Origin of the sequence: Citrobacter sp. S55_ASV_140 (assembly GCF_018919505.1) — a bacterium.
Classification (GTDB): domain Bacteria; phylum Pseudomonadota; class Gammaproteobacteria; order Enterobacterales; family Enterobacteriaceae; genus Citrobacter; species Citrobacter werkmanii.
The window spans coordinates 1-12,952 of sequence record NZ_JAHLQZ010000115.1 but is presented as its reverse complement, the minus strand read 5'-3'; the positions used below and the strand labels follow the sequence as shown (position 1 = coordinate 12,952).

Annotated in this window: 10 protein-coding genes and 1 pseudogene; 3 read left to right on the top strand and 8 right to left on the bottom strand. The window is 46.5% G+C overall.

Features of this window, described 5'->3' with window-relative positions:
• Window positions 1–447: 447 nt before the first annotated feature.
• The 4 genes from KQJ18_RS16035 to pepT form a co-directional block, all read right to left on the bottom strand.
• Window positions 448–696, bottom strand: coding sequence for a hypothetical protein (locus KQJ18_RS16035; RefSeq protein ID WP_069323896.1), 249 nt, complete (start codon window positions 694–696; stop codon window positions 448–450).
• Between the two features lie 15 nt (window positions 697–711).
• The gene (locus tag KQJ18_RS16030) at window positions 712–1,320 is read right to left on the bottom strand and encodes a DUF2913 family protein (protein WP_275435567.1); all 609 of its coding nucleotides are present in this window, start codon (window positions 1,318–1,320) and stop codon (window positions 712–714) included.
• A gap of 320 nt (window positions 1,321–1,640) precedes the next feature.
• Entirely contained in the window at window positions 1,641–3,002 is a 1,362-nt protein-coding gene (gene dcuC, locus KQJ18_RS16025; RefSeq protein ID WP_038637951.1) for a C4-dicarboxylate transporter DcuC, read from the bottom strand.
• Window positions 2,999–4,255, bottom strand: coding sequence for a peptidase T (gene pepT / locus KQJ18_RS16020; RefSeq protein WP_038637948.1), 1,257 nt, complete (start codon window positions 4,253–4,255; stop codon window positions 2,999–3,001). The genes dcuC and pepT overlap by 4 nt, the downstream gene beginning before the upstream one ends.
• A 1,400-nt stretch (window positions 4,256–5,655) precedes the next feature.
• Between pepT and KQJ18_RS16015 the strand changes: the two genes are divergently transcribed.
• The gene (locus KQJ18_RS16015; RefSeq protein ID WP_042310296.1) at window positions 5,656–5,913 is read left to right on the top strand and encodes a YjhX family toxin; all 258 of its coding nucleotides are present in this window, start codon (window positions 5,656–5,658) and stop codon (window positions 5,911–5,913) included.
• Between the two features lie 10 nt (window positions 5,914–5,923).
• Window positions 5,924–6,670, top strand: a complete 747-nt coding sequence (locus KQJ18_RS16010) for a class I SAM-dependent methyltransferase (RefSeq protein ID WP_174330380.1) — start codon at window positions 5,924–5,926, stop codon at window positions 6,668–6,670.
• Window positions 6,671–6,713: 43 nt separating this feature from the next.
• Here the strand turns inward: KQJ18_RS16010 and KQJ18_RS16005 are convergent, their stop codons facing one another.
• Together KQJ18_RS16005 and KQJ18_RS16000 are read right to left on the bottom strand one after the other, a co-directional pair.
• On the bottom strand, window positions 6,714–7,289 hold the full coding sequence (locus tag KQJ18_RS16005) for a DJ-1/PfpI family protein (RefSeq protein WP_087857002.1): 576 nt from the start codon (window positions 7,287–7,289) through the stop codon (window positions 6,714–6,716).
• 365 nt (window positions 7,290–7,654) lie between these two features.
• Window positions 7,655–7,909, bottom strand: coding sequence for a hypothetical protein (locus tag KQJ18_RS16000; RefSeq protein ID WP_216422296.1), 255 nt, complete (start codon window positions 7,907–7,909; stop codon window positions 7,655–7,657).
• Between the two features lie 332 nt (window positions 7,910–8,241).
• Between KQJ18_RS16000 and KQJ18_RS15995 the strand changes: the two genes are divergently transcribed.
• Window positions 8,242–10,464, top strand: coding sequence for an EAL domain-containing protein (locus KQJ18_RS15995; RefSeq protein ID WP_216422295.1), 2,223 nt, complete (start codon window positions 8,242–8,244; stop codon window positions 10,462–10,464).
• Window positions 10,465–10,650: 186 nt separating this feature from the next.
• On the opposite strand, the gene KQJ18_RS15990 is transcribed toward KQJ18_RS15995, so the two are convergent.
• The gene (locus tag KQJ18_RS15990) at window positions 10,651–12,039 is read right to left on the bottom strand and encodes an APC family permease (protein ID WP_038637934.1); all 1,389 of its coding nucleotides are present in this window, start codon (window positions 12,037–12,039) and stop codon (window positions 10,651–10,653) included.
• Between the two features lie 343 nt (window positions 12,040–12,382).
• Window positions 12,383–12,952, bottom strand: a pseudogene (locus KQJ18_RS15985) (glutamine synthetase); the annotation flags it as partial.

The following is a 12,952-nucleotide window of genomic DNA, read 5'->3' as shown; positions in this document are numbered from 1 at the left end:
ATGCAGTAGAAGGGTACTTTTTTGATTTCCTTTGAGATCGACCAACTCAAACCCATTAGAAAGGAACTGCATAAAGGTAAATACCAAAAGCAATAATAACAGACTGGTTTTAATCCTCATATTCTTTAACATTTGAACATCTCCATAACAATTAGCCAATCATCTATGACTAAATTGTTATCGACACGCCACGTAATATCTTAACCTATAAAATGGTTAATTATGAGAAAGTATCCCCGCTCAACTTAGCATAATAAATTACGTACACCGTGGTACACATGGCGGCAAATCGCCGTTTTATTACCGGGAGCAATTACACTATAAAAAAACCAACATTAATATTATTTATGGATGAAAAAGTAGTTATATTAAATACAATGCGCCACTGAGTATGGGCCAGATAGCCGTATCTGACCGGCATCAAGCGAACAAAGCACCAGCCAAACGTCAGAGAATATAGACGGTCACTTTTTCCTGACGATCTGCCGGCACCCTTACCCATGACATTGAATCAACTGCAATTGTCGCCATTTCATTTTCTAACCGGAGTAGCGGCGTGCTGTTATCTGGCGCAGAAGAACTTTCGCCAATCTCGAGAATGCCCCGAAAAGATATAGATAAATTGTCAGCGGTTTCAGACAGCCTAATCCATTCGGTCTCGATCTCTAACTTTTGCTTTAACAATTCTCTGTTCATAACTTGTTCTAATCATTACTTATCAGTAAGAAACTGGAAGTGATGAAATTCATTTGAAATATCTTTCACAAACTCTACCGGCAGGTGGTGTTTGATGAAGGTTAATTTTGCGAACTCAACATCGCCATACACCCGGATACAGAAAGGTTTGACTATCTCGCCCTGAGCACCAAAGCACTCCTGGAGTCTGGTATCGTCCATAAAAATAAAGTTACCCTTTCTCACTTTAATCTTATCATGCAGGTCACGCCACTTCTCTGGTGTGAGTAGAAAGTTCTGCCATCCATTATTTCTCAACATTTCAATCGTGTGGGTGAATTTAAAATAATCATTTTGCATTGTCACATCACCACTTGAGGTGGCGTACAAGTATTCTATTTTAAATTTTAGTTGTGCATTGATGCTTTTTTTCTTACCTTCATCAATTAACCATTGAAGCTCATTGGCCACACTTCGTGAAAAGAGTTTTCTTTTTTTTGCGATGGCCAACCAATGCATAATAAAAATATGCTCTGACATTTTAGAGTGGATCTTGTGATCCTGTAATGCGATACCAATTGCCACTAACGCGCTCCAGGTGAACGCTTCCAGCTCATCCTGATAATGATGCCTCGATTTACTCACTTTTCCTAAATTTTTTACCACTTAAAACCTACCCAGAAAAATCATTATTGTATTTAATTTGTTACTACTCAATTTAAAAACCTACTACAACTAAAACCTGCATAATATGATCCAGATTAATTTATCTCAATGTAAAAAAAGAGCCATGAAACACATTATTTTTATTAATCATTTATAGTTAACAAGATTGACCACAAATAATAAGAATCGCTCGATAAAGATGAAAACTAATAATTATCCCGCGTAATCAATACAACAATGTATCAAACCAGAAAACCTCCAGATTCAATAAACCGGAGGTTTGTCTGGGCCTGCAATTGTTAGTAGAAAATACCGATGATTAGCGTATGCGTAACAAAGCCGACAATCAACGGTACGGCGGTACGTTTAACCACATCGAATGGAGTTATTTTTGCCCCGCTGGAAACGGCGATCACGACGCCAGATACCGGTGAAATGGCCCGTCCCATATGCGATGCCTGCTGCATCGGCAGAATCATGGCCACGGCGTTCGCCCCCATACTGGCAGCGATTTGCGGGATAAGCTCAACGAACGCAAGAAATGGCGCATTACCCGATCCCATAATGATAGCCGCCGCAAGCGTCACCAGCGCAAACACCACCGCCATGGCAAATGGCGGCAATCCCACGTGTTCGGCCATCAGGATTAATTGATCAATCGCACCAATGACTTTAATACCATGAGCAAAAACCCCCGCCGCAACCAGCAGGCCTACCACACCGGTAAAGGCAGTACCCATTCCTTTCAGAAAATGGCTAAATCCTTCGCACACCGCCTTTAAATCTCGCACCCGCAGCCATTCAATCAACATACAAATAGCCATTGAAATAAGCACAATGGTAATGATATTCAGGTTAATACCACTGACGAACATTTCAGAGGATCCCACTGCCATCAGTATTGGAAGCATGGGAAGCAGCGCATAAAATGCGGGCGCAGTTCCTGAGTCAGTCACTTCAGCGCTCCCGATTTCCCGTGGTAAGGTCCCCGCTTTACGGTCGCAATAGCGCTGCCAGAAAAAATGGCAGACTCCCACGACCAAAACGGTAGCCAGAGCAGCCGGTCCCTGGTGGTAGACCACGTATTCCACCACATCCATATTGACCGCTTTCGATCCCCTGATAGCATCGATTGCCGTTGGGGTATACGCCACGCCCAGCGAGGTGGCAATTACCCCGGCAGCAGAGGCAGCGGAAAGCCCTAATCCCAGCATAATGGGGAACATTGTTCCCATCAGCAGTACGGCGAGTCCAGTGGCTGAAGGAATAGCTAACTGCAGGAGACTGGCGAGCAGGTACGAGAAAAAAAGCAGAATATAGGGCGAACGCAGCGCACGCAGGGGTTTTGTGACGACACGCACCACCGCCTCATTGGCGCCGATATGATCCATGTAGTGCGCAAATCCCATCAGCGCCATGATCATCAGGCCAAGATCGGCGGCTCGCGTGCTGAAGAGATCGCGCATAACCTCGAACGGATCGAGAAAGGAAATCCCCGTGCCAGCAACGCCTTTCGGTAGTACGGAACCCCACCCGGTGAGAGCGGTGCAAATCATCAGCACCAAACCCGCAATAAATAGCACGGGTTCCGCACGATAACCTTTCAGAATCAGACGAGCGACCACCACGATAACCAGCAGGGCAATTAACACCTGAATCATGACTGAGCTCTCCGCTGCGTGAACTCAGCAAAGGTTTCCTCAATGACCGCAACCACGACATCGCTGGCGGCCCGTAGTGAACGCACCGGCAGATATTCATAAATAGAGTGAAAATTATGGGCGCCGGTAAAAATATTCGGGCAAGGCAATCCTTTCTGCGATAAAACCGCACCATCATATCCGCCGCGCATGGCGACAGGTGCCGGGGTAATCCCACATTTCTGATAGGCGCGTAATGCAATATCAATCGGGTAGTGAGCATCACCCTGCAAACTATTGAACACGTTCGCATAGCGATCGGCTAAATGACAGACCACGCTATTTTCGCCCCATAGTGCGCAGGTACTGACGGCAAGCTGACGGATAAATGCCATACGCGCCTTATAGCCTTCTTCAGTGAAGTCGCGGATATCCAGCTTAAGCACCGTGCGGGCGCTGTTACCCTGCAACTGCTTAACCCAGTAATAACCTTCGCGCCCTTCCGTATATTCAGGCGCTTCTCCGCCAGGCAGCATCGCAATAAACTTATGCGCCATCAGCAGCGAGTTCTTCAGCTTACCTTTGGCTGACATGGGGTGCGCAGACTGGCCGGTAAAGATGATTTCCGCATCGCCCGCATTCCAGTTCTCATAAACAAACTCGCCGATACCGCAACAATCCAGGGTGTAACCAAAATCAGCGCCGAAGCTGGCAACATCAAAAGCTTTTGCGCCGCGCAATCCTTGCTCTTCATCAGGCACAAAACCCACCTTCACCGGTCCATGTTTGATTTCCGGATGTGCGACCAGATACTGTAATGCGTTCATAATTGCGGCGATGGCTGCTTTATCATCAGCCCCTAACAGGCTGGTTCCGTCAGTGACCAATAGATCATCACCGATATAATTTTTCAGTTCCGGGAACTCGCTTTCGCGCAGAAAAATATTCAGTTCTTTGTTCAGGCACAAATCCCCACCGCTATAGTGAAGACGTTGCGCATTTGTGTCCGCAGTCTGTTCCGCGCTGGTATCCAGATGTCCAAAGAATGAAACGACAGGAACCGTGTCATCGGTGTTCCCGGGCAGTGTCGCCGTTACGATGGCGGTATCCCTGACCTCAATGTTTTCCATTCCTAATGCTTCAAGTTCTGCTGCAAGCAGTTTTGCCAGTACCATTTGACCAGCAGAAGAAGGCATTATCCCATTTGCGCCATTTTCTCTTGAAGTCGTGGTATTAATTTTGGTGTAGTTGATAAAACGTTCAACAATATCCATTCCAGGAGGTCCTTTAATATTTTATTGACGAAATACTGTGAGAGGGGCTCGCGTACAGCGCGAGTGATATTAAACAGGGAACCAGATAAAATCAGCGTTCATCCCGGAACGCTGATTTTATGAGCATTACGACGTTGATTTATACCCTAAATAATTCGAGTTGCAGGAAGGCGGCGACGCAGCGAATTCCCAGGAGCGTACATAAGTACGTGACTGGGCGAGCGAGGAAAGCCAACGCACATGCAGCTCGAAGTATGACGGGTATATATATGAATATAATGAAATGAGTCATTACGTCGGTGACAAAAACGCCTTACTGATGGGTAAAACCATACTCCCTGTCCATGTTCACTGCTATTTCCCATGGTGTTTAGCTAACAGAAATCATAAACGGCACTCGTAAGCCCAAGAGATAATAGAAATCATTTAGACTCCACTTCTCTATACCGGCCCAAGAGATAGCATTGCTATATTTTTTTAATGAACGAATACGGTGTCAGCAACATGCAACCGTTTGCACTTCTCTAGAAATAGCCACTTAGCGCACTAAAATCCGTGAGCAAACTCACAATTATATCAATAGCAAAAATTTCTATCATACTGAAAAACCGTGAATTATAAGAAACGCTATATAGTCCCCTGGTAAATAGATTCATTATGATACTATTCGACATTACCTTATTATCGATGGATAATACTTCCCTAACCGTTAATTTTAAAAATTACCTACCATAGTATTGGTATATATTGGTGATTAATAAAATCCTGCACCGGCAAAAAAAACCTCTGCCCTGAGAAGAGATTCAGGGCAGAGGTAATACGGGTGTTAAGGACAGATTTATAGTTTTAGTGATAACGGAAGAGCTTCTTGCGGAACCGAGTATACACAATTCATCGCATTAAGAAAATTCCTAAAATCACTTAATCACAAATTCGGTCGAAAAACATTAAAATAATAAAAAACGCCTTATCAAAACAGCAAATAAAGTGACAAAAAGATTAATCCATCCTAATCAATTGCGTGGCCCCAAATGCGCTCACAGTGCCGCGTTACCACAGATAACACCTTATGCGCAGACAGAATATCAAATTAATTTAATATTTTAATAGACACCTGACATAACAAAAATTTGCAGTTAATAAAGTCACTAAACGCTATAACTCGCTATAGATCACATTTTATGTACAAGGAGTTTTCTCTGGAGATTCTGGCTGGTATGATTCATCAGGTAAATACCTTTCAACTCAACCCGAGGCTTTGATGCTGGAGAATGTAATCATCAGATAATCAGCTTGCCGACCTTTTCAGGACGGACTGGTTATCAATGCGCCGAAATCGAATGCGGACACCGCAGTGTGTTTGCACGTTTTGCACATGATGATTAAACAGGTTTTCCAGTATGAATTTATCCCGTCAGGAACAACGTACCTTACACGTTCTCGCCAAAGGTGGTCGTATCGTTCACGTCCGCGACGCCTCAGGCCGCGTCACCTCCGTCGAATGCTACAGCCGCGAAGGACTACTGCTCTGCGACTGCACCCTCGCCGTGTTCAAAAAACTCAGAACCAAAAAGCTGATCAAATCTGTCAATGGTCAGCCCTATCGCATCAATACTACCGGGCTGAACAACGTTCGCGCCCAACTGGATAATCGCTAAGGAGAGAGAGATGGATATCCCAAAAATTTTTACTATCAGCGAAAGCGCTCATCGCATCCATAATCCGTTCACCGCGCAGAAATACGCCACGTTAGGCCAGGTGCTGCGCATGGAACCGGGAACCCGCATTCTGGATCTCGGCAGCGGCTCGGGCGAGATGTTGTGCACCTGGGCGCGCGATCATGGCATTTTTGGCATCGGTATCGATATGAGCCAGCTGTTTAGCAAGCAGGCAACGCTGCGCGCAGCAGAACTGGGCGTCAGTCAGCAGGTGAGTTTTGTCCACGCCGATGCAACGGGCTATATCGCTGAAGAAAAATGCGATATTGCCGCCTGCGTGGGCGCAACCTGGATTGCAGGCGGCGTCGCCGGAACGATCAGACAACTGGAGCAGAGTCTTAAGCCTGGCGGAATCATACTCATCGGTGAGCCGTACTGGCGCCAGATACCCGCAACAGAGGAAATCGCCCAGTCCTGCGGCGCGACCGCTGTCGCCGATTTTCTTTCCCTGGCGGAACTCATTGCTTCTTTTGACCCGCTCGGCTATGACGTGGTTGAAATGGTTCTGGCTGACCAGGAAGGTTGGGACAGGTACGAGGCGGCAAAATGGTTGACGATGCGCCGCTGGCTGGAAGCTAATCAGGACGATGAGTTTGCAACTGAAGTCAGGGAGCAACTGAGAAGTTCACCGGGACGCCACGTCACCTTCACCCGGGAATACATCGGCTGGGGCGTGTTCGCACTCATGAAGAGGTAAGATGTGTGGTCGGTATAGCCGGGAGGTTATACCGACTTGCTCATCACTTTGCCGCTGGCTGCATTAATACTTCAACAAATTTAGCCAGCCACTGCGGATGCGCGGGCCAGGCTGGCGCAGTCACCAGATTACCGTCGACGTAGGCTTGATCAATGCCGATATCCGCATAATGTCCGCCGCTCAAACGCACTTCAGGCGCGCAGGCCGGATAGGCGCTACAGGTACGGTTTTCTAATATCCCTGCTGCCGCCAATAGCTGAGGGCCATGGCAGACGGCGGCGATAGGTTTACCCGCTGAGTTGAAATCCTGCACCAGTTGAATGACCTCCGGGTTCAGACGGAGATATTCCGGAGCGCGCCCGCCGGGGATCACCAACGCGTCGTAATCAACGGCCCGTGCTTCGGCAAAATTCGCATTCAACGTAAAACGGTGTCCCGGTTTTTCGCTGTAGGTTTGCGCCCCATCAAAATCATGAATCGCCGTTTGAACGTAATCCCCCTGACGCTTATCCGGACAGACTGCATCAACACGATGGCCCAGCATTTGCAACGCCTGGAAAGGAACCATCGTTTCATAATCTTCGACATAATCGCCAACTAACATCAGTATTTTCTTCATTCACGTCCCCCACTCACGGTTATTAATGATGAGAAATAGCGGCCATCTTTACTATAGTCCACGCGATAGGCGACATTGATAAATACAGCAGAACATTCGGTCTGATCACAATCTGCGCCAAGGCCCGCCAGATGGCGGCCTCAACGTAAACCTGCATGGTAAAATAGAGTTAATAAATATAAATTATATATAGCTGAGAAGTTTTAATATCAGCCAGCACCATCCATAACTTAATTATTTAATAAAATTATGCGCACACGCGTTATTATCTATTATTATTTTATTCGCCTGCAGTCAGGTGAAAATACGCAAAGATTATTCCCATGATGACAAGATATTCGTTCGTCAGGCAAGGATTGGGTATGCTACTCGCCACGTGCCTGTGCGGGCCGTCGGTCAATCGGCTGGCGGCGTTGGAATTCACTGCGCGACGCAGCAGCAGCCCTGTTAATCATTCGCGATGGCATGTTTTGCAGGAGAGTGGGAAGACTCGCGTTCCTGGCCACAAAAAAAGATTTCCTTAGAAAGGTATGACCACAGAGTAACTTAAAAAACAAAGCAACAAAATTAACAATAATGAAATAAATAATACTAATTAATAACACTTCAATAGCTTTCATCGATCTTTCATCGTATTTACGATCTGCCAAACCTATCGTTTAAATCTATCAAAATATTTATATTGATCGTTTTTATCGATCGTATATTCTGTATGAAATAAATGCTATTGACGGCATTTTTATTACCAGCGCAGTCAGAAAAATTCTTCTCTCTTGCGTTGTGTCGCACCAGAAAATTATCAAGGATTACGCTTAAAAATTTACATAACATCTATTCAAATAGATTTCAATTAGCAAGAACATCCAAAAATACACATTTTCAGCACCCGGGCTAACAGGTTTTAAGTAGCTTGCTTACATTGAGAGCGGTGATAACTCACTGAGAATTGCGCATGATGATATCGTTAAAAAAAACGGAAAATATAAATTTCGTTAATACATTTAAAGACTATTTTTGTGTAGGCATCGCATTTTTTGCTTTACAGTTTGTCGCTGGTCATCTCAGTAAGCAGGAAGATATTGCGGGTGTAACCCTGCATTTTTACGATCTCACTTTACCTCTCATTTCCGCATTGCTGGTTTTATACAGGCAAAAGGCATTCCCCATTTTAGGTGCCTTTTTCTTGTATGCGCTCTACTCTTACTCATTAGATTCGCTGCTAACGTTATCAGCTCAGGTACTGGCCGCACTCATTAGCCAGACATTCTATGTGTTCTCGACAGGTAAACGAAGTGCCGTAAGCTTTGGCCGCAGCCAGCTTACAACCCTACGTATTGTTTGGCTGGTGTGCTGCAATTCCTTACTCTTTATCTCGATTGAACACTGGTTCCAGTCGCAAGTTATTTCTGAACCAATGACTCATCTTTTTACACTGCAAACATTAATTAACTTGCAGTGGTTGATGAACTCTTGCCTGACAGGGATCCCTTTTTGTTACCTGTTGCTCAGAAGCGTTCAAAATCCAGTGTGGTGTATTTTACACATCAGGCATGTGAAGACATTGATAAAATCCGGCCCACCTATTTTAGGTCAAGTATTATGGCTGGTCCTGTTAGTCTGCATTATGTCCGCTTTGATTGTCAGCAGACAGGATATACTCATATTTACTGACTACTCATTACTGTGGCTTCTTCCGCTCATGCTATGGGGAGTGATCTGTATTGGTCATGCTTTCATATCCCCTGTTTGGGTAGCGATGCTCATCTTGCTAGGATATAACATAAATAGTTATATCCCACCCGCTGACGATAAAAACTATTTACATAGTCTGGTGATTTCTTCTACGATCGTGTTTGTCTTTTCGCTGACGATTGTCGTTGCTGGTGTACTTGCCATTCGTAACCGAAAATACCTCCGACGCCTCAAACAACTTTTTAGATCAGAGCCTAATACTGGACTGCCTAACTTTCAGGCCCTGCAAATGGATATTCGTAAATACTCAACTGAGTGTCTGTGTTACATCCGTTGTACTGAACTGAACACGCTAGAGCAAACGCATGGTATCGAGTTCCGTTTTGAGTTTGTAAAAGGGTTAAGCACCTATGTGCGTAAATTAATAAGCGGTGACGATAATATCTATTATGCCCCAGGTCACGGGATAATTCTTCGCCTTAATGCCATACCTGACATTTCTGAACTGTATAAAAAACTGAACTCTTTCCGTTTTATCTGGAAAGACTACCAATTGGGGTTATCTTGCGGTATGGCGTATACCACTGAGAAAAACCTGATTAAAAATTTATCGCTAGCTATTAAGCAGCTTAATACCCAAAGTTACATCTCGTTGATGCAGGGGCAACCGTTATTACTCAACCCACAAATGCCGGGTGATAGAATTGTCAGTCAGGCTGTGATTCGTCATATGTTGCAAAAAGCTATCGACAGACAATCGTTTGAACTTATGGCTCAACCTATCGTATCAACAATGTTGGTTGTTCAACCGATCGTGTCAACCACTGGACTGACACGTTATCACGAGATACTTATTCGGATAAAAATGGTTGATGGTAAATTAATCTTTCCAGATACCATCCTACCAGTTGCACGCGAGGCAGGACTACTCCCTGCGCTGGATATCACCGTGATTGAACAGACATTTCGTTTTATACAGTCACGGCAGAAATCTGAACCCAACAGCCATTTTTCTATTAACCTGACCCCAGATTCGCTTAATAAAATTGATTTTCTTGATAATGTTTTCACCTTGTTTAGAAAATACGCCATCGCACCGGAACGTATCATTTTTGAAGTCATTGAATCAGATATCATTGATAACGCCAATGTCACTGATGTTCTGAGAGCATTACGTAAAGCCGGTTCAAAAATTGCTATTGATGATTTTGGAACCGGAGCATCCAGTTATTCTCGTTTACGAACGTTAGACGCTGACATTCTGAAGATTGATGGCTCATTCATCCGTAATATTCTGACCGATGAGTTTAGTCGATGCGCGGTCAGATCATTCTGCGAAGTGGCGAAACTGAAAAAAATGGAAGTCGTCGCGGAGTTTGTTGAAAATGAGGAAATTGAAAAGATGCTAATCACGATGGGTATTGGTTGGTTACAGGGATACCATATAGGAAAACCCGTTCCTATAGAGTTAGCTCAACTGTAATTCAGTTATTATAATAATAATTATCTTACAACATTGATTCACTTACCGGCTCCCGTGCCGGTTTTTTTATTGCCTAATGCAAGCTGTACATTAATTAAAGCAGCTATGCCGCAACTGTCTGCCGCGGCATAACGTATTTTATTTTTAGCCCAATTCAGCCGAAAGCTATTGTTGATTCCGCTTCCATTACTCCCAGGCCCGCTCAGTTTTCGCCGCGTCAAACTGCGGCGGCGGCTTACGAAAACGTCCGGTCAGCCAGGCGAGATACACCAACCCTAACCCGGCCCATACCAGTCCCAGCGTCAGCGATGTCACCTCCAGATTGACCCACAGTACGGCAACCGTGGCGGCGCCAACCATTGGCAATACCAGATAGTGCAGTTTCTCCTGCCAGGTATGTTTACGCCCTTCACGACGCCAGAAGTGGTTAAACACCGACAAATTGACGAACGTAAAGGCCACCAGCGCGCCAAAGTTAATCAACGCCGTGGCGGTCACCAGGTCAAAAAACAGGGCCGACAGCGCCACAATGCCGACCATAATGACGTTTAGCGCAGGGGTGCGCCATTTCGGATGAACATAACCGAAGTACTTCTCCGGGAAGACGTTATCCCGGCCCATCACGTACAGCAAACGAGATACACTGGCATGCGACGCCAGGCCTGACGCCAGCGTATTCACAAAAGTCGTACACAGGAAAATGGACTGGAACAGTTTGCCGCCGACATACAGCGCAATCTCCGGCAGCGCCGCATCCGGGTCTTTAAAGCGGCTAATATCCGGGAAAAACAGCTGCATAAAGAACGAAGCGGCAATGAAGATCAACCCACCGTACAGGGCGGTGAGGAAAATAGCTTTCGGGATGGTACGCGCCGCATCCGGCGTTTCTTCAGAAAGCGTCGTCACCGCATCAAAGCCCAGGAACGAGAAGCAGACGATAGTCGCCCCGGTGATAATCGGGATCAAATGTGCATTCTGGCTAATAAATGGTTGCAACGACCAGACGGTGCCGACCCCTTCGCCTTTATGCAGTCCCTGTACTACGAGGAAGATAAACACGGCGATTATCGCCACCTGCACCAGCACAAACAGCGCATTGAAGTTCGCCACCAGATTAACGCTTTTCAAATTGGCCGCGGTGAGGATCGCCACGAACATCACCACCCAAATCCATGGCGCAACCTCCGGGAACAGCGCGGAGAGGTAAATTTTCGCCAGCAGGACGTTAATCATCGGCAGGAAAAGGTAGTCAAGCAGCGACGACCAGCCAACCATAAACCCCACGTGCGGATTAATGGCTTTTTGCGCGTAGGTGTAGGCCGAACCGGCCTGCGGAAACTGGCGTACCAGCTTACCGTAACTGATGGCGGTGAACAGCACCCCCGCCAGGGCCAGCAGATAGGAGGCCGGAACATGGCCATTGCTGACGCCCGAAACAATCCCAAAGGTGTCAAACACCGTCATCGGCGTGAGATAGGCCAACCCCATCACCACCACCTGCCACAGCTTCAGGGATTTTCGCAGTTGTGTTTTGCCCGGCTGGGCTGCAACGTCCACAGGAGAATTAGTCGACATAGCGATCCTCCCCGCAACGAGTCCAGGTCTGCGTTCGAAACGTTGGTAACGCAAACCTGAGTCGTGTCGGGGCGGATCTCCAAAAGTAAGGCGTCAATGTCGTACGGCAAAGGTGTGGTCCGTACTTACTGCAGGAGCCATGGATGCTCACGCGGGGCTGGTTTTTAAACACTGGCATCATCACATTTCCTCGTCACAAACTCTGTCGGTTATCTGAAGACCCGTTGTCGCCCGCGCTCCATTACGCGACATCCGGGAAATGGCAGGTATTCCTGCAATTTTTACGGGCTGGCTCCGCTCAGCCCGCATGATGCGACTTCTTTTTAAATGATCTGTACGACGGTCAGGCGTTTTTCAACATCCACTCAATTTCAGTGTCGGTGATAAGACGTTCAAACTGGATTAATTCATCGTTTTTACAGGCGTGATACACGTGGCTAAAACGCTCCCCCAATAATTCACGCAGACTGTCGTTTTGCATAAACTCCCACAGCGCATCGCTCTGACGGATCGGGAACGGCAAACCTTCCTGCTCCAGTCCGTTACCTTCCACCTCTTCCTGTAACGGCAGCTCGTTATCCAGACCATGGAGGATCCCGGCCAGAATGGTCGACATCACCAGATAAGGGTTGGCATCTGCCCCCGCCACACGGTATTCAACCCGATGATTATCACGATCGCCGCAGGGAATGCGCAGCGCCACAGTACGGTTGTTATGCCCCCAGGAAGCCTGGGTAGGGACATACATCCCCGACTGGAAGCGACGATAAGAGTTCACATTTGGCGCCAGCAGCGCCATCGACGCGGGCATCAGATCAATCATCCCGGCAAGCGCACGCTTAAGTAACGCGGAATCATCGCCATTCGCATCGGCCAGCACGTTCTCGCCTTTGTTATTCATAATGCTGATGTG